Annotated in this window: 19 protein-coding genes, 1 tRNA gene and 1 other annotated feature; of the genes, 15 read left to right on the plus strand and 5 right to left on the minus strand. The window is 34.5% G+C overall.

The genetic code is table 11. The annotated features are described in order from the left end of the window. Window positions 1-123: 123 nt before the first annotated feature. The 4 genes from EAI80_RS02430 to EAI80_RS02445 all read right to left on the minus strand — a co-directional run bounded on the left by EAI80_RS02430 (window position 124) and on the right by EAI80_RS02445 (window position 3,700). Entirely contained in the window at window positions 124-777 is a 654-nt protein-coding gene (locus tag EAI80_RS02430) for a trimeric intracellular cation channel family protein (RefSeq protein WP_129980820.1), read from the minus strand. A 42-nt stretch (window positions 778-819) separates the two neighbouring features. Next, window positions 820-1,425: a 30S ribosomal protein S4 gene (rpsD, locus tag EAI80_RS02435; protein WP_129980821.1), complete on the minus strand. Its 606-nt coding sequence runs from the start codon at window positions 1,423-1,425 to the stop codon at window positions 820-822. Window positions 1,426-1,634: 209 nt separating this feature from the next. Then, a complete protein-coding gene (locus tag EAI80_RS02440; protein WP_129980822.1) occupies window positions 1,635-2,153 on the minus strand; it encodes an O-acetyl-ADP-ribose deacetylase in 519 nt (172 codons plus the stop codon). 212 nt (window positions 2,154-2,365) lie between these two features. Then, entirely contained in the window at window positions 2,366-3,700 is a 1,335-nt protein-coding gene (locus tag EAI80_RS02445; RefSeq protein WP_129980823.1) for an MATE family efflux transporter, read from the minus strand. A 172-nt stretch (window positions 3,701-3,872) separates the two neighbouring features. Between EAI80_RS02445 and EAI80_RS02450 the strand changes: the two genes are divergently transcribed. The 5 genes from EAI80_RS02450 (at window position 3,873) to EAI80_RS02470 (ending at window position 9,689) form a co-directional block, all read left to right on the plus strand. After that, window positions 3,873-5,615, plus strand: coding sequence for a septation ring formation regulator EzrA (locus EAI80_RS02450; protein WP_129980824.1), 1,743 nt, complete (start codon window positions 3,873-3,875; stop codon window positions 5,613-5,615). A gap of 49 nt (window positions 5,616-5,664) precedes the next feature. Continuing rightward, complete coding sequence (locus EAI80_RS02455; RefSeq protein WP_129980825.1) at window positions 5,665-6,801, plus strand: cysteine desulfurase family protein; 1,137 nt, start codon at window positions 5,665-5,667, stop codon at window positions 6,799-6,801. 4 nt (window positions 6,802-6,805) lie between these two features. Continuing rightward, window positions 6,806-8,002, plus strand: a complete 1,197-nt coding sequence (gene thiI / locus EAI80_RS02460; RefSeq protein ID WP_022425401.1) for a tRNA uracil 4-sulfurtransferase ThiI — start codon at window positions 6,806-6,808, stop codon at window positions 8,000-8,002. 82 nt (window positions 8,003-8,084) lie between these two features. Next, window positions 8,085-8,160: transfer RNA gene (locus EAI80_RS02465), tRNA-Lys, on the plus strand. A gap of 107 nt (window positions 8,161-8,267) precedes the next feature. Then, complete coding sequence (locus EAI80_RS02470) at window positions 8,268-9,689, plus strand: HAD hydrolase-like protein (RefSeq protein WP_161220270.1); 1,422 nt, start codon at window positions 8,268-8,270, stop codon at window positions 9,687-9,689. A gap of 10 nt (window positions 9,690-9,699) precedes the next feature. Here EAI80_RS02470 and EAI80_RS02475 read toward each other — a convergent pair whose 3' ends face one another. Next, window positions 9,700-10,233 carry an NUDIX hydrolase gene (locus EAI80_RS02475; protein ID WP_055233635.1) on the minus strand — a complete coding sequence of 178 codons (534 nt, stop codon included), beginning with the start codon at window positions 10,231-10,233 and terminating at the stop codon, window positions 9,700-9,702. A gap of 73 nt (window positions 10,234-10,306) precedes the next feature. On the opposite strand from EAI80_RS02475, the gene EAI80_RS02480 reads away from it, so the two are divergent. From EAI80_RS02480 to EAI80_RS02525, 10 genes are all read left to right on the plus strand, one after another. After that, a complete protein-coding gene (locus EAI80_RS02480) occupies window positions 10,307-11,275 on the plus strand; it encodes an RluA family pseudouridine synthase (protein WP_129980827.1) in 969 nt (322 codons plus the stop codon). A gap of 48 nt (window positions 11,276-11,323) precedes the next feature. After that, window positions 11,324-12,250, plus strand: a complete 927-nt coding sequence (locus tag EAI80_RS02485) for an ROK family protein (protein ID WP_129980828.1) — start codon at window positions 11,324-11,326, stop codon at window positions 12,248-12,250. Window positions 12,251-12,311: 61 nt separating this feature from the next. Then, entirely contained in the window at window positions 12,312-13,442 is a 1,131-nt protein-coding gene (gene mnmA, locus EAI80_RS02490; RefSeq protein WP_129980829.1) for a tRNA 2-thiouridine(34) synthase MnmA, read from the plus strand. Beyond that, entirely contained in the window at window positions 13,442-15,631 is a 2,190-nt protein-coding gene (locus tag EAI80_RS02495) for an ATP-dependent RecD-like DNA helicase (RefSeq protein ID WP_129980830.1), read from the plus strand. The genes mnmA and EAI80_RS02495 overlap by 1 nt, the downstream gene beginning before the upstream one ends. A gap of 146 nt (window positions 15,632-15,777) precedes the next feature. Beyond that, a complete protein-coding gene (locus EAI80_RS02500) occupies window positions 15,778-16,749 on the plus strand; it encodes a Na/Pi cotransporter family protein (protein ID WP_129980831.1) in 972 nt (323 codons plus the stop codon). Between the two features lie 42 nt (window positions 16,750-16,791). After that, window positions 16,792-16,989, plus strand: a binding site (T-box leader). Between the two features lie 32 nt (window positions 16,990-17,021). Beyond that, on the plus strand, window positions 17,022-19,628 hold the full coding sequence (gene alaS / locus EAI80_RS02505) for an alanine--tRNA ligase (protein WP_129980832.1): 2,607 nt from the start codon (window positions 17,022-17,024) through the stop codon (window positions 19,626-19,628). A 57-nt stretch (window positions 19,629-19,685) separates the two neighbouring features. Then, window positions 19,686-19,943 (plus strand): IreB family regulatory phosphoprotein, encoded by a 258-nt coding sequence (locus EAI80_RS02510; protein ID WP_006506263.1) that lies wholly within the window; start codon window positions 19,686-19,688, stop codon window positions 19,941-19,943. Further along, a complete protein-coding gene (ruvX, locus tag EAI80_RS02515) occupies window positions 19,943-20,365 on the plus strand; it encodes a Holliday junction resolvase RuvX (RefSeq protein ID WP_006506262.1) in 423 nt (140 codons plus the stop codon). Before EAI80_RS02510 ends, ruvX begins: the two co-directional genes overlap by 1 nt. Before the next feature lie 3 nt (window positions 20,366-20,368). After that, a complete protein-coding gene (locus EAI80_RS02520; protein ID WP_129980833.1) occupies window positions 20,369-20,692 on the plus strand; it encodes a DUF1292 domain-containing protein in 324 nt (107 codons plus the stop codon). Window positions 20,693-20,729: 37 nt separating this feature from the next. Further along, window positions 20,730-21,821: a beta-propeller fold lactonase family protein gene (locus EAI80_RS02525; RefSeq protein ID WP_129980834.1), complete on the plus strand. Its 1,092-nt coding sequence runs from the start codon at window positions 20,730-20,732 to the stop codon at window positions 21,819-21,821. The last annotated feature ends 31 nt before the right edge of the window (window positions 21,822-21,852 follow it).

A 21,852-nucleotide genomic window follows, 5' to 3' on the forward strand; every position in this document is an offset into this window, starting at 1 on the left:
GGAGCCACAGTGTGACCCCCACAGATTTAAAGGTGCTGTTTCCAAGACCCCCAAATATTTAGAGCGAAGGTCTGACCTCCACAAAAATTAAAGACCCAAAAAAATAGGTTCTCACGCGAGAACCTATTTTTGTTTGTCTTCATAGTATTCAATTGTTGGTAAATCCCATCGATAATGGGCTGCCAGTACTCTGATAAGTACAACTATAATAAAGCCTAATATAACTGCAGTATTCGTTTCCCAATACTTTATAAATAAACATGTAATGATGGAACCAACGATGGAAGCAGATGCATAGATCTGTTTCACACATACCTGCGGTAATTCATTTGCAAGAACATCACGGATAATACCTCCACCTACACCTGTCATCACACCAAGGAAGGCAGGAAGAAATATTCCTGTATGAACTGCCATACCTGCATTCACTCCGTCCATTGTGAATGCAGCAAGACCTAAAGTGTCAAAGATAAATAATAATTGAGTTGTTAGAGATTCAATACTCTTTCTAGTTGTTTTCTTATGAAAATATAATATTAAAATTGTCAAGTTGGCAGTCACTAATGCAATGATTACAAAGATTGGATTTCTAAACATAACAGGGGGAGTGACACCAATCAGTACATCTCTGACCATCCCTCCACCAACTGCTGTACAGAGTGCAAGAATATTTATACCAAACAAATCCATCTTTTTCTTACTTGCAACCATAACACCAGAAATTGCGAAAGCAATCGTGCCAATAATATCCATGACTAAATTAAATGTTGCATTCATACATACTCCAATAAAAAAGCAGCCCTAAGGCTGCTAATAGAATTAACCAAGTCTGTTATAGTATTCGACGATTAGCTGTTCGTTGATTTCCTGATTTAATTCAGATCTTTCAGGAAGTCTAGTGAATTTACCAGTTCTCTTTTCAGCATCTACTTCAACGAAGCCAGGAACATGAGTCTGAGCTTCTAAAGCTGTCTTGATAACATCTAACTGCTGAGATCTTTCCTTAACAGTAATAACGTCACCAGGATTTACTCTACATGAAGGGATATCAGTCTTGATACCGTTTAATAAAATATGACCATGGTTTACTAACTGTCTAGCTGCTCTACGAGTAGTTGCAAATCCCATTCTATAAACTACGTTGTCTAATCTTGATTCAAGTAAGAATAAGAAGTTTGAACCAGTTACACCTTCCATCTTAGAAGCGCGGTCGAAAGTGTTGTGGAACTGCTTTTCGTTAATACCATACATATGTCTTACTTTCTGCTTTTCTGCTAACTGAAGACCATATTCAGTGCTCTTGTGTCTCTTCTGACCATGCTGACCTGGAGCATAAGGTCTCTTGTTTAATTCTTTTCCGTTTTCCAATACTGAGAAACCAAGTCTTCTAGACTTTTTCCAGATTGGGCCTGTATAACGTGCCATTGACGTTACCTCCTTATTGTTTTATTTGCATAAAACAATAACAATTCATAACTCACCCTGCGTATGTTCTTATTAAGCATTTCTCTTGCGGTAAGATACTTTGCATCCCTAAGTCAAGAACGTAGCTGCACGACTGTTATGTACCGCTATTCATTTTATTGCGAGTTTGATTATACTGAATAAAGTAGTGAAAGTCAAATAAAAGTTGATTAAAACAACATAAATTTCTTCGATTCTGCTTCATATACAGATTGAGTATGAGAATTAAAGAGAACCCATTCTACCAAATCAAAATCATTAGTATGTTCTTTTAAGAATTGAGATACTGTCTCGAGTGCAATATGCGCCGCTTTTTCAACCGGGAAATGATAGACACCAGTAGAAATAGAAGAGAAGGCAATCTTTCTAATACCATACTCCATTGCAAGCTTCATCGAATTATAATAACAATTAGCCAGTAATTCTTCTTCATTATGATTTCCACCATACCATATTGGTCCCACAGTATGAATCACATAATCACAAGGAAGATTATATGCTTTTGTGACTTTAGCTTCTCCTGTCTCACATCCATGAAGTGTCCTACATTCTTTAAGTAGTTCACCTCCAGCAGCCTTGTGGATTGCGCCATCTACGCCTCCACCACCTAAAAGAAGATTATTCGCTGCATTCACAATAGCCTCTACATCTGTTACTTTTGTGATATCACCTAGAATTGTTTTAATCATATGTTACCTCTTTCTGCAAGCTTCTAGCATAAAAAATGGCCAGGGTAGCCTGCTTGATAATAAAATCAGAATCAGCTGGAATCCTAGTCTCAGATAATACTTCATCTGATTCCTTTAAAACAGCATATAAACTATAAGTTTTCTTATGGATATTCAGTTCAATATCAATTATACCACTACAAAAAAAGAATATCGGAATAATATCGATATTCTTATACATGATCTAACCAATGTACACGGAAGTAATAAATAAGTAAACCAATCATACAGATCACCCATGTAACTGGCCATCCTGCAAATACAATACCAATGTTATGAGTTAAAGGTACTGCAATCGCAAGATAAATCTGTCTTAAAAAGACAAAAGTACCTACCATGAAATACATAGGAATATTAGATAAACCAACACCTCTTAATGCACCAGATATAATCTGTATGACAGGTAATGTAAGATAACCTGCTGCGAATATTCGAGCCATTAAATAACCATATTTAATCACTTCAGGATCGCTAGAGAAGATACCTACCAATTGTTCTCCAAATATATAAATAATAAGCACTCCAATAGTTGTTACTCCAAAAGTCATTGCCATTGTCGTACGAAGACCTTTCTTAACACGATCTATGGCATGCGCACCAATGTTCTGTCCAGTAAATGTCGTAATAGCCATCGCAAAACTTTGAATTGGCAGCTGTAGGAATCCATCAATTTTAACATAAGAAGTATAGCCAGCCACTGCATTGGCTCCAAAAGTATTGATATAAGACTGAACGATTACATTACTAAAAGATACAATGGATTGTTGCAAGGCAGTAGGAATACCTATTTCAATAATCTTTTTTAAAATAGGCATATCGATAGAAATATCTTTAAACTCTACTTTATAGATTTCTTTAGAGAATACTAATTTGATCATAACAAGTAATGCACTGATTCCCTGGGCAATAAAAGTAGCCCATCCAGCCCCAGCAACACCCATATGAAAATATAATACAAAAACAAAGTCTAAGATAATATTAATAATAGATGCAACAATTAAATAGTATAAAGGAGTTTTAGAATCACCTACAGCACGTAATATACCAGATCCCATATTATAAATACATACAAAAGAAATACCACCAAAATAAATACGTAAATATAAAGAAGCGGGAGCCATGACTGAACCAGGAGAACCAATAAGAATTAAAATCTGTTTTGATAATCCAATCCCTAGAATAGTGAATAATACACATAAAATAAGAGTTAAGGCAATTGAAGTATGAATTGCTTTTTTCATCTTATTTAAGTGATTGCCACCAAAATATTGGGCAATGACTACTCCAGCACCTGTCGCAAGACCAGTAAAGAAACCAACAAGAGTGTTAATGATTGGTGTAGACTGCCCAACTGCTGCAAGGGCACCTGAACTTACAAAGTTCCCTACAACATAGGAGTCTACAGTATTATAGAGCTGTTGAAATAAATTCCCCACTAACATTGGAATAGAAAACCAGAGGATGGCTTTCCATATCTTTCCATTAATTAAATCTGTACTTTCATTCATTTTTTACCCTCCCTAAACAATACAATCATATTCCTATTTTTAGGAAAGAGTAAATATTTTCACAAAAAGAAATATACATATGTGTATTTTTTAATAGTGTTTCACGATTCCATAATGAAATGACTTGGAAAATATGATAAAATTATATCGATATGTAAGAGAGGGATGTTTTATGGATTATATGAAGAATTTTATAGAATATGTAGGAGTAAGAAACTTAATAATATTTGGAACTATTCTTGTTGCTTTGATTATTTTTATGATCGTATATCATTCGATTAAATTAAAGATATATCGTCAGGAAATATTGGACTTACAAAACCAGATCAATGGAATTAAAACACTACCATTACAATATAGATTAGGTCGTGTACAGTCTATTGCGAAAAATATGCCAGAAGTGGCTGAAGAATATGAACAATTCACAAAAGATTTTGAAAAGATTACTGAATTCCAGAAGAATGAATTAGGTGTTCTTGTGAATGAAGTGGATGAATCTTTATTTTATGGAAAAACCCATGGCATAAAGAAGAAGTTTGCGTTGATTCATGAAATGACACAGCGTTATGATCATGACGCTAAAGACCTTCTTACGCGTATTGAGAAGGTGACAGAAATAGAAAACATCCAGCGTGTAGAAATCATTAGAGTAAAAGGAAAATACCGTGAGGTAGGCAATGAGTATGAAAAGATTCGTGTTAAAGTAGAAGAATTTGTACCACATGCTTTAGAAATGTTTAAAGAATTAGATGATGATTTTGTGAAGCTTGAAACATTGATGAATAATCAGATGTTTGCGGATGCAAAGAATTTTACTGAAGAAATTGAAAATCGTATTGATAGTCTTCAAGAAAACTTAAAGGATCTTCCTTCTTATGTATATGTTGTATCTGACTTATTACCAAGTAAGATTGATAAGGTGGATGAATTGATTACTTCTTTAGAAGGTGATGAATATGCACTTGAAGAAATGAATATTGCAGCACGTCGTCAGGAAGTAGATGAACAGATGGAAGAATCTATTGCCCATGTAAAGAATGTTGATATCAAGGGTGCCGCAGAAGTACTTGAACCGTTAACTGGATTAATTGAAGAATTAGTGATTGATTTAGGTAAAGAACTTGATTCTTATAAGCGGTTCAAGGAAAAATGGAGAGAAAGTTATAATGAACTTCAGAGATTGACAGATGTTTATCAAAATACAATGAAAGAATATCATCGTTTGATTACTGAATTTGTGATTGATGAAGAAGAAGTTGTAATCAGCAAGAAGTATGAAGAATTTAAACAGATTCAAAAGTATGCCAATGATTTAATTGAACAGATGGAATCTGGACATTTCGCTTATGCAAATATGTTGGAACATGTAGAAAATCTATATGATCGAATGATGCAGCATGATACATATCTAGAAGAATTTGAAAAGCAGAAAGAAGATATTGATACTAAGAATCAGAAAACAGAAGAACTCTTAGAAAATATCAATATTGTCTTATTAGAAATTAAGTCAGAAATCAAGAATGAACATCTTCCTTTAGTAAATGATTCTTATCGTGATTATATTGCGGATTCTTATAATAAAGTAGAAGAAATTAAACATTTTAAAGCCCATAAACCAGTTGTATTGAATGAACTATGTGCCAAGGTAGAAGGGGCAAGAGATGTGATTTATAAGCTTTATGATAATGTACATAATATGATAGTAACTGCAGGTATGGTTGAAGATGCGATTGTTTATGCGAACCGTTATCGTTCAATGTTCTTAGAAGTGAATACAGAACTTACAAAGGCTGAAGTCTTATTTAGAAATGGTGAATATCGTAATGCATTACAAGTTGCAGTAGATATTCTAGAAAGACTTGAACCAGGAAAATATGAAGAGCTTATTAAAAGGAAAGAAATTAAGTCCGCTTAGGGTGGACTTTTTTCTTTTATCTCGTTATTATTTAAAGCGAGGTGATTAGATGATTTATCTAGACTATGTAGCTACGACACCTCTTGATGAGGAAATACGCTCTACATATACAAAACTTTTAACAACTTATTTTGCGAATTCTGATTCTACATATGCACCAGGTTACGAAGTAAGTCGCTTAATTGAGCAATCAAGAGCTCATATTGCGAAATTACTTCATGTCTCTCCTGATGAACTGATCTTTACATCATGTGCATCAGAATCCAACAATACAGCAATTAAAGGAACAGCTTTCCAATATATGAATAGAGGAGAGCATATTATTACAACAGCTTTTGAACATTCAAGTGTTGCCAATACATTTAAACAATTAGAGGAAGTGTTTGGCTTTGATGTAGATTATGTGTCTATTGATTCAAAGGGACATCTTGATTTAAAAGAATTAGAATCTTTAATAAGAGAAGATACAATTCTTGTTTCTACAATGTATGTGAATAATGAAGTAGGAACAATTAATCCTATTCATAAAATTGCATCTATTGTACATAAAAAGAATCCTAAGACTAAATATCATGTAGATATGGTACAGGCTTTAGGTAAGCTTCCCATTACATTAGATGATATAGATTTAGCTACTTTCTCAGCTCATAAGGTATTTGGCTTAAAGGGAAGTGGATTACTCTATAAGAAGCGTACTGCAAGCATTGTGCCTCTTATTAATGGTGGTCAGCAGGAAAATGGCTTAAGAGGTGGTACAAGTAATGCATGCGTGGATATTGTACTCGCAAAGACAATGCGTAAAGCTATTGAATCACAAAAGAATCATTATGATTATGTAAAGTCACTGAATGACTATTTACGTGTACAATTAAGTGCGATGGACAATGTAGTGATTAACTCACCAGAGGATGCAAGTCCATTTATTTTAAACATTTCATGTCCACACTATAAACCAGAAGTTATTGTGCATGATTTAGAAACAAAAGGAATCTATATTTCTACTAAGAGCGCATGTTCAAGTAAAAAAGTAGAAATCTCTCATACCCTTGCTGCTATGCATTTAGATCCCCGTATTGGTACAAGTGCACTTAGACTCTCATTTTCACATCTCACTACAAAAGAGGAATTAGATACATTCCTAGATGCTTTAAAAGATACATTAAACAGAATTAAGAAACAGAGGTAATTAGATGAAACCAGATCATATTCTTGTTCGTTTTGGAGAACTTACAACTAAAGGAAAGAACCGTAAACTATTTATTAGAAAACTATTAAAGAATACAAAAGAAATACTTCATGACTATTCTGCCTTAGAATATGAATTAACATATGATCGTCTTTATATTTATTTAAATGAAGAAAATGCGGAAGAAGTGACAGATAAGTTAAAGACAATCTTTGGTATTCATAACTTCTCATTATGTTATAAGGTGGAACATGACTTAGAAAAAGCAAAAGAAGTTGTTACTTATATTATTGATCATGATGAAGGAAATACATTTAAGATTGATACAAAAAGACATGACAAGTCATATCCTAAGACATCTATTGAGATGAATAAAGAAATTGCAGGCTATGTATTCCATCATACAACTAAAGAATTATCTGTTGATGTACATAACCCAGATATCTTAGTGCGTGTAGAATATAGAAAAGATGCGATTTATATTATGGATAATATGATTCCAGGTGCAGGAGGCTATCCAGTAGGTATTGGTGGTAAAGCTTTATTAATGCTTTCTGGTGGTATTGATTCACCTGTGGCAGGTTATCTCACTATGAAGCGTGGTGTAGATATTGAATGTATTCATTATGCTTCTCCACCTTATACAAATGAAATGGCGAGAGAAAAGGTATTAGATCTAGTCAATGTCTTAAAAGACTATACACATGGCTCTATTAAAGTACATATCGTGCCATTTACTGATCTTCAGTTATCTGTATATGATCATTGTGATGAATCTTATGCTATGACAGTGATGCGTCGTATGATGTATAGAATTGCGGAAGGTGTTGCAAAGAAGAATGATTGTTTGGCTATTGTAAATGGTGAAAGTATCGGACAGGTCGCATCTCAGACACTTGAATCTATGAATACAATCAATCAGGTGATTACTACTCCGGTTATTCGTCCAGTTGCATGTATGGATAAATTAGAAATCATTAAGATTGCGGAAAAGATTGGTACATATGATATCTCTATTAGACCATTTGAAGACTGCTGTACAATCTTTACACCACATAACCCAGCTACTAAACCTAAGGCTTATAAAGCAGAAGGCTATGAAGCAGAATGGGACTTTGCATCAGAAGTACAGAAGTGTATTGATCATACAGAAACAATCATCATAAACTCTAAATATAAGAACAATGATGACTTGTTTTAAAAAAAGTAAAAAAAGTTCATAAAGTAGTTGACGAAGTGTCCTTAATCGTGTAATATATAACTCGTCGGTTGAGGACATATCTCTCTCCGTAGCTCAGTTGGTAGAGCATCTGACTCTTAATCAGAGGGTCCACGGTTCGAGCCCGTGCGGGGAGACCATTTGTAAACAATGCAGAACTTCGGTTCTGCTTTTTTATTGTATATGATAGCATATCATTTGGGAATTTGCTATAATGGAGGTTAGATTAGGGAAAGGGGTATTATTTATGAGAGAGGATACGGAATTAAAACTAGCAATCATAGAATTGGATGGATGTATATTCCCCCTAAACAGACTCCGCTATAATTTCTATAAGAACTTATGTAAAAAGAAAAATATTACTGTCATTCCTGAAGAGTTCTATCATGCTTTAGGTAATATGTATTCAATGTATGACACTCTTCCACTTGCGACGATAATTAATAGTCAGAAGCTTAATGCAACTGTAGAAAAAGATTTATATAATTATTTGAACATGAAGGGTTTATCACCAAAAGATGGTGTTATTGAGTTATTTGAATACTTTCGTCAGAATAATATTCCAATTGCAGTTGTTTCTACTCATAAAACTAAAACAGCTATTAATTATCTAGAACTTGGATCTTTATATCGTAAGGTTGATTATGTTATTGGATGTGATACAGATATTAAAGCACTTCCTTCAGAAGAACTGCTTGCTTATATTGATAAAAGATTCCAAGTAACACCTAAAGATACATTAGTCATTACTTCTATGAATAGTATTCTTCATTCAGCTAATAATATCGGAATGAATACTATTTATTTAAATGATTTGGTAGAAGCAGGAGATGATGAAATCAGCTGTTCTTATCAGGTAGCCAATACAATGTATGAAGCATTAAATGATATTCTTTTTGGTCGTTATGAAGATTATAAGATCTTTGAACCACTTCTTGGTATGGACAAAGAAATGTCTGTTGCTAAATTAAAGGCTTTATTCGCAAACTTGCAGGAAGTCTATAAGGATGACCCTGACTTATTAAAAATCATTAAATCTACTTATATATCTAAACTCTCTGAACTCACTAAAGAACGTCCAAGACGTTTTACCTTCAGTGATGAGGATCTAGCTGAATTAGAGAAGGAAGAAGAACCTGTAGTAGAAGAAAATAAAGAAGAACTTACCGCATTATCACTGAATGCGCAGGATACGGCTGCATTGAATGATGTCATCGCAAAGGTTATGGAAGCTGAAAACAATGCTCCAGAAGAAAAAGAGGAAGAAAAAGAAGAACCAGTGGTAGAAGAACCAAAAAAGAAACCTGATCATCATATTATTAATACTTTTATTAATATTAGTTATGTCTTATTATTATCATTGATGATTCTCTTACTTGGTTTAGTAGTTCATATTGCGCTAGGTAATATGATGGATCAGCCTGTTGTGAAGGTATTGCATGCAATTAGTTTAGGCTATATTGATGTTGTTGAATCAATTTTTGAATTCATCTTCAATGGTCTTCATTCTATTACGAATGTTATTCCGGATTACTATACTTATATGAATGATAATACATTGATGACTCTTTCTGCTTTAAAGATGATTCATTGTTATATTATGAATGTAGTGATTGTTTCAATCGTAGAAGTTGTTAAATACTCTATACTAAGTAAAAAGAGCTCTTAGAGCTCTTTTATTATTTACAATGTTTTCTGTTATAAGCATACATAACTGCAATGACAGTTTTACCATCAATAATACGTCCGTCAAAGATTGCTTTGTAAGCTTCATCGATAGGCATCTTAATGATATTTAAGAATTCATCTGCATCACACTGTAAAGAATCTTCTACTTCTTTAAAGTCTTCTGCTTCATAAATTCTAAGTATTTCACTTGAATAACCAGGCGTAGGAAGCATCTTTAAGATAGGACGCATATTTTTAGCACGTCTGTTTGTTTCTTCCTCAAATTCACGATAACAGGCCTTATCAGGATCTTCTCCTAGTTCTAGCTTACCCGCAGGTATTTCTAATGTATCGCATCTATTTGGATAACGGAACTGCTTTACAAGAATAATTTCATCATCCTCTATCGCAAGAATACATACACCACCATGGTGATATACACATTCACGTACAGCAGTATTACCGTCTTGTAATAATACATGTTCCTTAGTCACCTTCATGATGGCTCCATCATAAATTGTTGTTGAATCTATTTGTTTTTCCATGATTGTCACCTCGACTTTTATTATACCATAATCTAAGAGGTGTATGCTATAATGAGGAGGTAAAGGAGACATTATGAAAAAACTAGTAATCGATCAATATGATGATCATCAAAGAATAGATAAATACTTAAAGAAAGTGTTAGTCCAGGCACCTTCTTCACTTATATATAAGATGTTAAGAAAAAAAGATGTTAAAGTAAATGGTAAAAGAGTAAAGGAAAACTATATTCTTCATTTGGGGGATGAGGTGGAACTATTCTTATATGAAGATAAATTCAAGGAATATACAAAGCCTTTAACTATTTATGAATTACCTATTACTTTTAAAGTTGTTTATGAAGATGCACATATTCTTATTGTAGATAAACCTGCAGGATTGCTTGTTCATGAAGATATCAATGAATCAGTGAATACATTATCTAACCAGGTACTCACTTATTTATATCAGAAGGGTGAATATGATCCAGAAAAGAATATCAGCTTTACACCAGGTCCGGTGCATCGCTTAGATCGTAATACAAGTGGACTTGTAATCTTTGGTAAAGATATGCGTGCACTTCAGGATTTAAATACAATGATGAAAACAAGACAAGGCATTGAAAAGAAGTATCTCACTATTGCGATGGGACATATGAAGGATGCTACATTATCAGGATATGTCAAAAAGAATGAAGATGAAGGAAAGATGTATTTAGTAAAAAAAGATACACCGGGGGCTTTATCTATGAAAACAATAGTGCATGTCTTAAAAAGATGTTCTACATGTTCTTTAGTAGGAGTACAGCTTATTACTGGCCGTACACATCAGATTCGTATTCATTTAAGTGCGACAGGCCATCCAGTAATGGGTGATAGTAAATATGGAGATTTTGAATGGAATAAGGAAGTAAAGAAGAAATTCCATCTTAATCATCAGTTCCTTCATGCTTATCAATTAACTTTTGTGGATCCGATAGGCTCTATGAGTTACTTAAAAGGTAAAACGGTTACTTCACAGTTACCAGAACAGTTAGAAAAGATACAAAAAGAACTTTTTTCATAGCGTGAAAGTGTAATCTGTAATATAATATTTCAAGGAGGTATAGAGAACATGAAGTATTTTATTGGAATTGATTTAGGTGGTACAAACGTAAGAACTTTACTTGTTGATGAAAATGGTCAGTCATATAGTGAAGTGAAGGATGCTACTGAAAGAGAAAAAGGACCAGATGCTGTTACTGCAAAAATCTGTCGTCAGATTGAAGCAATCGATTATACAGTATGTGGTGGAATTGAAAATGTAGAAGGTATTGGTATTGGTGTACCTGGACCAGTTGATGTTGTAAAGGGTGTTATGATTATGGCAAGCAACCTTCCTGGTTTTGAAAATTATCCAATTGCGGAAAAGTTATCTACAAAATTCAATAAACCTGTATTCTTAGATAATGATGCAAATGTTGCTGGTCTTGCTGAAGCGGTATTAGGTGCTGGTAAGAATTATCCAACTTGTTATTATGTAACAGTTTCTACTGGTATTGGTGGCGCTTTCACAGTCAACAAACAGTTAATCTCTGGTGGTAGAGGACATGCTGGTGAAATCGGTAATATTATCGTTAAGAATAATGGTTATAAGCAGGGTGCTTTAAACCCAGGTGCTGCAGAAGGAGAATGCTCTGGTACTGCAATCACTAGAAAGGGTCAGGAAGCTCTTGGTAAAGATTTAGTACATCATGCAGGTGATGTATTTAGATTAGCTGCTGAAGGTAATGAAACAGCTCAGGGTATTGCGGATGAATGTGTTAGTGAACTTGCTACATTATTCGCAAATATCGCACATACAGTTGATCCACATTGTTTTGTAGTAGGTGGCGGTGTTATGAAGTCTAAGAAGTATTTCCTAGACCAGTTAACAAAAGAATTCAATCAGAAGATTCATGTCGGTATGAGAAATCATATTCCACTACTTGAAACAGAATTAGAAGACTGTGGTGCTATCGGTGCTGCAATGCTTCCAATGACAAGAATGAAGGCAGAATAATAGGAGGCTCTTTCAAGAGCCTTTTTTGTGTGGTAGAATACTAGACAAAGGGAGGTAGAACATGAAAAGAGTTGTACTTGGATTAAGTGGCGGTGTGGATAGTGCCGTTGCTGCTTATTTATTAAAGAAACAAGGTTACGAAGTAATCTGTGTATTTATGAGAAACTGGGATAGTTCATTAAATAATGATATTCTAGGTAACCCCACAAATGATGACGATGTATGTCCACAAGAAAAAGATTACCAGGATGCGCAGGCTGTTGCATCACATTTAGGACTTGAAATCCGTAGAGTGGATTTTATTAAAGAATACTGGGATCAGGTTTTTACATATTTCTTAGAAGAATATGCGAAAGGACGCACACCTAATCCAGATATCCTATGTAATAAACATATTAAATTCAAAGCTTTCTTAGATTATGCTAAGTCTATAGATGCTGATTATATTGCGACAGGACATTATGCCCGTGTTGTACATACTGAAGGAAAAGAATCAGTGATGCTTCGTGGTGTAGATAATAATAAGGATCAGACTTATTTCTTATGTCAATTGAATCAGAATCAGTTAAATAACTCACTGTTCCCAATTGGTGAACTCACTAAACCAGAAGTAAGACAGATTGCAGAAGAACTTGATCTTCCTGTAGCACATAAAAAGGATTCTACAGGAATCTGTTTCATTGGTGAAAGAGATTTTAGAGAATTCTTAAAGAACTATATTCCGGCTAAATCAGGCAAGATGGTAGATATTGTCTCTAAGAAGGTTATTGGTGAACATCAGGGTATTATGTATTATACAATCGGACAGAGAAAAGGTTTAGGTATTGGTGGTAATGGTGAACCTTGGTTTGTCGTAGGAAAAGACTATGACAAGAATATTCTTTATATTGCTCAGGGTGATAGTAATAAATGGTTATTATCTCATGGCGCATTGATTACTGATGTCAACTGGGTCTCTGCAACAAAGCCAGAAGGAGAATATGACTGTACTGCTAAGTTTAGATATCGTCAGAGGGATAATGATGTTTCATTACACTTTATTGATGAAACAACACTTTATGTTACATTTAAGAAACCAATCAAGGCTGTCACCCCAGGTCAGGCTGCTGTCTTCTATGATGGAGATGTATGTCTAGGTGGAGGTGCAATTGATAAAGTCTATAAAGACGGCAAGGAGATTGACTATTTATAATGGAAGAATACGAAGGCATTATTAGTAAAGTTATTTTCTATAATCCAGAAAATCAATATATAGTAGCAGCTTTTGAGACAGATGATGAAAAAATCACTATTATAGGAAATATGTCCTATGTGAATAATGATGATCGTTATCGTATTAAAGGAAGCTATGTCACACATCCCCGTTATGGTAAACAATTCAAAGTGTCTTCTTATGAAATAATTCTAGCGGATGATCGTAGTGAGATTATCCGCTATCTTTCTTCACCACTCTTTAAGGGCGTAGGTAAGAAGATGGCTGAAAGAATTGTGGATGCATTAGGGGAGAAGGCCTTAACTCTTATTAAGGATAACCCTGATTGTTTAAATAACATTCCCCATGTTACAGAAATAATTAAGAAGAATATTGTAGGTGTATTGACAAGTCAGGATTATGATCAACAGGTCTTATCTTTCTTTATGGGAAATGGTATTTCTACACGTAATTTACCACTCATTCAAAACTTCTATAAAGAGAAGACACTTGATGTATTACAAAATGATCCATATCGCCTTATTGATGATATAGAAGGTATTGGTTTTAAGAGTGTTGATGAACTCGCAATGAAAACAGGTGTAGAACCATTAGATGATAAACGTATCCAGGCAGGTATACTTGCTTCTTTAATTGATTTATGTTTCCAAACAGGAAGTACTTATAGTGATTATGAATCCTTTTATCATCACTTTAGACGTATGTTGCCTGAATGTCCTGATGATTTATTTGCGAAGAATCTAGATAAAATTATAGCGAATAAGGTTATTCAGGAAGAAGACCGTTATTATCCAAGAGATTTATATGAAAGTGAGACAATGATTGCGGAAAAGTTTGAACGTTATCTTAAACAATCAACGCAGTCTATTGAAGATTCTGTCATTGATGAAAAGATTAAAAGAACAGAAGAATTACAGGGTATTACTTATGATGAAATACAGAAGAATGCGATTAAGAAGTTTTTAGAAGAATCAGCACTTATTTTAACAGGTGGTCCTGGTACTGGTAAAACAACGATTGTACAGGCTATATTAAAGGTTTATCGTTCATTATATCCTGATGAAAAGATAGGGCTCGTAGCTCCTACAGGGCGTGCAGCGAAACGATTATCAGAACTTACTAAACTCGAAGCATCTACTATTCATAGATTATTAAAATGGGATATTTCTACCAATACATTTTCTATGAATTGTGATCATCCATTAGATATTGATTTACTTGTCATTGATGAGTTCTCAATGGTTGATTCACTCTTATTTTCTAAATTATTAGATGCTTGTGGTCATGTACATAAAATATTACTTATTGGTGATGAACAGCAGCTTCCATCAGTGTCACCAGGTAATGTCTTAAAGGATATGTTATTGAGTGGTATTCCACATATCTGCTTACAGACAATCTATCGTCAAGAAGAAGGCAGTGGTATTGTCGCATTATCTCATGATATCAGAAATGATCATTATGATTCTCGTGTTTTCCAAAATTATCGAGATATTCATTTTACAGTATGTCCTAACAAGGATGTTGTACAATGTGTGCAGGCTATTGTAAAAAAAGCGGTAGAAGAGGGATATGATGCATCCGATGTACAGGTATTAGCACCCATGTATAGAGGTATAGCAGGTATAGATGCTTTAAATGAATCTTTACAGGCTATCTTTAACCCGCCAGCAAGTGATAAAGCTGAAATTAAAGTGCGTGGTAAGATCTTTAGGGAAGGAGATAAGCTTCTTCAATTAAGAAATCGTCCCGATGATGATGTTTATAATGGGGATGTAGGAATCTTAGTAGAAATTGAAAAGAAAGAAGATACTGGATTACCTTATGACACTCTTATTGTTGATTTTGATGGGCAGTTTGTAAACTACCGTACGACTGAATTCGATATGTTAAGACATGCTTATTGTATCTCTGTTCATAAATCTCAGGGTAATGAATTTAAGATTGTTATTATGTCAGTACTTCCAGAGTACAGCATTATGATGAAGAAAAACTTATTATATACAGGTATCACAAGAGCCAAGCAGTCTTTATTTATCCTAGGAGATCATAGTGTCTTTATTCATGGCCTTCATAATAATCAGGATGAACAAAGACGTACAACATTACTCAAACGCTTTCAGGAGAGACATAAAACTTCTTCTTTTTCGATATCTGACTTCGAATAATCAAATAAATAGTTCGTTAAAAACATTAAATTTAAGTTATTTTTGTAAAGTACTTTACATAAACTTAAGATTATTTTAACATTTAGTTAACGACATTTACGTAGAGACACGTTATAATGTAGTGGTAAAAGAAGGAAAACGAGATTATGAAAATAACGAATTGGCTTGACTTATTAGGTGGGCTGGCACTCTTTTTATATGGAATGCAGGTTTTAAGTGATTCCTTAGAAGACGCTGCAGGTGACCGCTTAAAAACTATCTTAGAAAAACTAACAAATACAAAATTTAAAGGTGTTCTTGTCGGAATCGGTGTAACAGCTGCTGTACAGAGTTCTTCTGCAGTGACTGTTATGTTGATTGGTTTCATGAATGCCAGCTTGATGACATTAAACAGATGTATCTGGGTTGTAATGGGTTCTAATATCGGTACAACCATCACAGCACAGATGATTGCAATTAATGTAGGTGTTGTCGCACCGGTCTTTGCAGTTGTGGGTGTCTTCATGTGCTTATTCTTTAAGAGTCGTAATGTAAGAGGTATTGGTTCAGTTATGACTGGATTTGGTATTCTCTTCATGGGGCTTAATATGATGAGTGCGGCCGTTGTGCCACTTCAGAAGGAACCTGTCTTTATTAAATTAATGACAACTCTTTCTAATCCAATACTTGCCGTATTATTTGCGGCTGCTTTTACTGCTTTGATCCAGTCTTCTGGAGCTGCAGTAGGTATTCTATCTGCACTTGCAACTAAAGGATTAGTACCATTTAGTACAGCAGCATTCATGGTATGTGGACTAAATATCGGTACTTGTATTACAGCCGTTCTTGCATCAGTGACTGGATGTAGAAACTCTAAGCGTATTGCGACATTCCATGTCCTATTTAACTTAGTAGGTACAATCTTCTTCTTGATTATATGTTCTACTACACCATTATTGTCATGGATTGCAGAATTCTCTGGAACTCCAGCACATCAGGTGGCAAACTTCCATACAATATTCAATATTGTAACTACAGTAATCATGTTACCATTTGATGCAGTATTTATGAAACTGATCTACAAGTTATTACCAATCAAGGGCGAGATGCTTGCAGAAGGTTCTTTAATCGAAGAATAAAGATAAGGCTTGCGCCTTATCTTTTTTTTATGTATAATAGGTGCATAATCGTTGAGAAAGACAAGTACTTCATAGAGGTCTTAAGAGAGAGAACGGGTGGTGCAAGTTCTTGGGTGTATGAAGGAAGGCTCCTTTCGAGAGTGATGTAAACATCAACGTATGACTGCGTTAAAGTCATAAAGGGCATAGATATATTTATCTATGAATAAGGATGGTACCGCGATTTAAGTCGTTCCTTTTAAGGAATGGCTTTTTTATTTTAGGAGGATATTATGAAAAAGTTAACAGGTAATCAGACTCGTGCATTATTCCTTGAATATTTCAAGAAACAGGGACATATGGTTGAACCAAGTGCTTCATTGATTCCCCATGATGACCCAACATTATTATGGATCAATGCCGGTGTAGCCGCATTAAAGAAATACTTTGATGGTACAGAAAAACCAGCATGTAATCGAATCACAAATGCACAGAAATCTATTCGTACAAACGATATTGAAAACGTAGGGAAGACAGCACGTCACCATACATTCTTTGAAATGTTAGGTAACTTCTCTATTGGTGACTATTTTAAGACAGAAGCAATTCATTTTGCATGGGAATTCTTAACAGGTGAAGAATGGCTTGCTTTTGATAAAGATAAACTATATATCACTGTTTATACAGATGATGAAGATGCATACAATGTATGGACTAAAGAATGTGGTGTAGATCCATCACATATTTTAAAGACTACAGATAACTTCTGGGAAATCGGTGCAGGACCTGGTGGACCAGATAGTGAAATCTTCTATGACCGTGGAGAAAAATATGACCCAGATCATATCGGTGAAAGACTATTCTTTGAAGAAATGGAAAATGACCGTTATGTAGAAATCTGGAATATCGTATTTTCTCAGTTTGATTGTGATCCTACAATTGATCGTAAAGATTATAAAGAATTACCACATAAGAATATTGATACTGGTATGGGTCTTGAAAGAATTACTTCAATCATCCAGGAAGGTGAAACAAACTTCGACACAGACTTATTCTTACCAATCATTCATGCAGCTGAAGAACTAGCTGATGTAAAGTATGCAGAAGATAAAATGGCTTATAGAGTTATTGCCGACCATATCCGTACTGTAACATTCGCATTAAGTGATGGTGCTATGTTTGACCGTGCAGGTCGTGGTTATGTATTAAGAAGAATCTTAAGAAGAGCTGTTCGTTATGGTAAGAACATCGGTATTGATAAGCCTTTCTTATATACTTTAGTGGATGTTGTAGTAGATAACATGAAAGAATTCTATGATTATCTTCCAGAAAAAGCAGAATTCGTTAAGGAAGCTGTTAAGAAAGAAGAAGTGGCATTCCATAAGACATTATCTCAGGGTGAAAAGAAGATCAAAGATGTTATTGCACACTCTGATAATAAGATGATTGATGGTTCTACTGCCTTCATGTTATATGATACATATGGTTTCCCATTAGAATTAACTATTGAAATCGCAGAAGAATCTGGATTTACTGTTGATAGTGAAGGATTCCAGGTAGAAATGAAAGCACAGCAGGATCGTGCTCGTGCAGCCCGTGGTGAAAGAGAATCAATGGCTTCTCAGAAGATTGATTTAATGGATTTCACTACACCTTCTACTTTTGTTTATGACACAGCACCTTGTAAGACTACAGTTATAGGCTTATTCAAAGATGGAGAAAAGGTGGATGAACTCACTGATGAAGGTGAAATCATCGTTGAAACAACTAACTTCTATGCTGAAATGGGTGGTCAGTGTGCAGATACAGGTTCTGCGCATTCAGATCAGTTTGATGCAGAAGTCACTAATGTATTAAAGGCTCCTAATGGTCAGCATTTACATTATATTAAATTAAAGAGTGGCAGCGTACATTTAGGTGATACTGTAGAACTCACAGTGGATACAGCACGTCGTGCATTAATTGAAAATAACCATACTGCAACACATTTATTAGATGCTGCATTAAAGAAAGTCTTAGGTGCACATGTTGGTCAGGCTGGGTCATACTTAGATGAAAACAGATTACGTTTTGACTTCACTCATCCATCAAAGATGACAAAAGAAGAATTAACAGCTGTAGAAGATATGGTCAATGAATATATCTTCAAGAGTGTTGATGTAGATGTTAAAGAAATGCCTAAGGAAGAAGCCATCAGTGCAGGAGCAACAGCTTTATTTGATGAAAAATATGGTGATGTTGTAAGAGTTGTACGTGTAGGTGACTTCTCAGTAGAATTATGTGGTGGTACACATGTTTCTAATACTGCAAAGATTGGTTTATTCAAGATTGAAATGGAAACTTCAGTTGGTTCTGGTGTAAGAAGAATTGAAGCAGTCACTAATGTAGCGGCTTATAAGGCATTAAGAAAATCTGAAGAAACTTTAGAAGAAGTAGGTACAGTACTTAAGGTAAATGATTTCAATAAGATCGTAGAAAAAGCTGAAAGCACAATGACTACACTTAATACAATGAAAAAAGAAATTGAAACATTAACTAGTAAGTTAAATGCTTTAGAAGCAAAGAACCAGGCTTCTCAGGTTGAAGAAGTTAATGGTGTGAAGTTCCTTTATACTCATGTAGAAAAAGATAATGCAGCCGCTAAACAGATGGCATTTGATTTTAGAGATCAGTTAGGTAGTGGTGTTGTAGTAGTAACTAGTACATTTGAAGGTAAGAATTCTTACTTTGTAGGTATTACTAAAGATCTTACAAATACATATAAAGCAGGTGTCTTAGTAAAGGCTATGAATGAAGTTCTTGATGGCCGTGGTGGAGGAAAACCTGATTTCGCTCAGGGTGGTGCACCAACACTAGATAAGATTGATGAAGCAGTTGCTGCAGTGAAATCTAAATTGTAAAAAAATTGAATTTTATCTTCGTTTATACTAAAATAAGTGATATAGGGAGGGTTCATTATGGCACAAGATTATACACAGACAAGAGTATTTAACTCAGAAGATCTCAAACGAGAAGTAATTAGAAACAACTTAATGACAGTTGCTGAGGCTTTAGAAGAAAGAGGATATAATGCAGTTCACCAGATTGCTGGTTATCTGATTTCTAATGATCCTGCTTATATTTCAAGTCATAAGAGTGCAAGATCTATTATTCAGCAAGCTGATCGTGATGAAATTATTGAAGAACTTGTAAAGTTCTATTTGGAGTCTAAATAGTGGAAAAGATATTAGGACTTGATTTAGGATCACGTACTTGCGGTGTTGCGATAAGTGATACATTAGGAATGCTTGCACATGGTGTAGAAACTTATCATTTCAGCGAAAACGCATATAAGAAATGTGCTTATCATATCAAGAATATCGTAGAAGAGAATAATATTCATACAATTGTCTTAGGATTACCTAAGCATATGAATGGTGATCTTGGTGAACGTGCACAGATTTCTATTGATTTTAAAGAACGTTTAGAGAAGATGATGGATGTTGAAGTTATTCTTGAAGATGAAAGATTAACAACTGTTATTGCGACAAATAATCTTATTTTTGGTGATGTTTCAAGAAAGAAACGTAAACAGGTTGTTGATAAGATGGCAGCAGTTGAAATTCTTCAGGGGTATCTTGATAAGATAAGGAGATAAGCAATGGACGATAATAAAATTGTGATTACCGATAATAACGGGGAAGAAAATGTGTTTGAAATTCTTTTTACTTATGAAGATGAAGAGAATGGAAATAAATATGTCATGTATTATAGTGAAGAAGATGATGAGCAGATCTTTGCATCTCGTTATGATGATGATAATCATTTATATGATATTGAAGATCCAGCTGAATGGGAGCGTCTAGAAGAAGTTCTAGAAGACTTCAATATGCATGATGAAGAAGAAACAGATGATAAATGTGATGGCTGTGTATGCGAAGATGGGGACTGCGTCACAGATTGTTCTGAATGTGATAAGAACTAGGTAACAACCGTTACCTAGTTTTAGTAAGGAGATTATTATGGGACTTTTTAGTAAAACAAAAACAGTAGATATTTTCTTTGTAGGCAGCGAAGGAACAGATCTTGATCGTGGTATTTATGCATTCTATCTTAATGTAGATAATGGAGAAATCATCAAGAAATCATTCGTTAAGTCTCTAGCTAGCCCTCTCGCAATGAATAGACAAGGACGTTTCATGTATTTAACTTACCGTAATGGGACAGGACGTGCTCAGGATGGTGGTATCTGGCAGTATGCCTGCATGGAAACTCAGTTAGGACTTGCAGCAAGAATCGGTAACGAAGGACGTACATATATCCAGACTGTCTTAAATAAAGAGCGTGATTATGCTTATGCGATTGATTATTATAATGGTGAAGTAGTCACTATACCAATTAAGACTTCTAAAATCATTAGAGTATCAAAAACAGTAAAACTAGATGGTCATAGTATTGATCTAGTCAAACAAACTGAATCTCATCCTACATTTATGACATTCACTCCAGATAATACAAAACTTATTGTCACTGATTTAGGTGGTGATGAAGTCATCTTCTTTACTGAAGGTGAAAAGGGTGAACTTACTAAGGATGAAGAATTATCATTTAAGTTAAACCCTGGAAGTGGACCATTAAAACTTGTTTATTCTAGTAACCGCAAATTTGCCTATATTCTCAATCAAATCTCAAGCACTATTACATGTTATGCTGTAAAGCATAATAAGTTTACTTTAGTAGATGAAGTGATGACTTATTCTAAGGATGAATATGATGGTGTCAATACACCAATGGATATGGTTATTACTGAAAATGGACGTTTTATCTTTGTAATCAATAAAGGTGATGATACAATCGTTGCCTTTGAAAGAGATAAAGAGACTGGAAAGCTTACAAGAACTGATTGTATGGAAACAGATGAAGGACCTAAGTCTCTACTCTTATTTAGAGATAAGTACTTACTTGTTGCATGTAAACAGGGTGGATCACTTGAAAGCTTTGAAATCAAAGAAGATGAAAAGCGTGCTGTTTTATATGAAACACATCACCAGTTCACAATCCATGCCCCAGTATGTATGGAAAAAGGTACAGAAAACTTACGTGTAGTTAAATAAGGCATGTTCATGCCTTATTTTTCTTATGGTA

It is taken from the genome of Catenibacterium sp. co_0103 (assembly GCF_004168205.1).
Lineage (GTDB): Bacteria > Bacillota_I > Bacilli_A > Erysipelotrichales > Coprobacillaceae > Catenibacterium > Catenibacterium mitsuoka_A.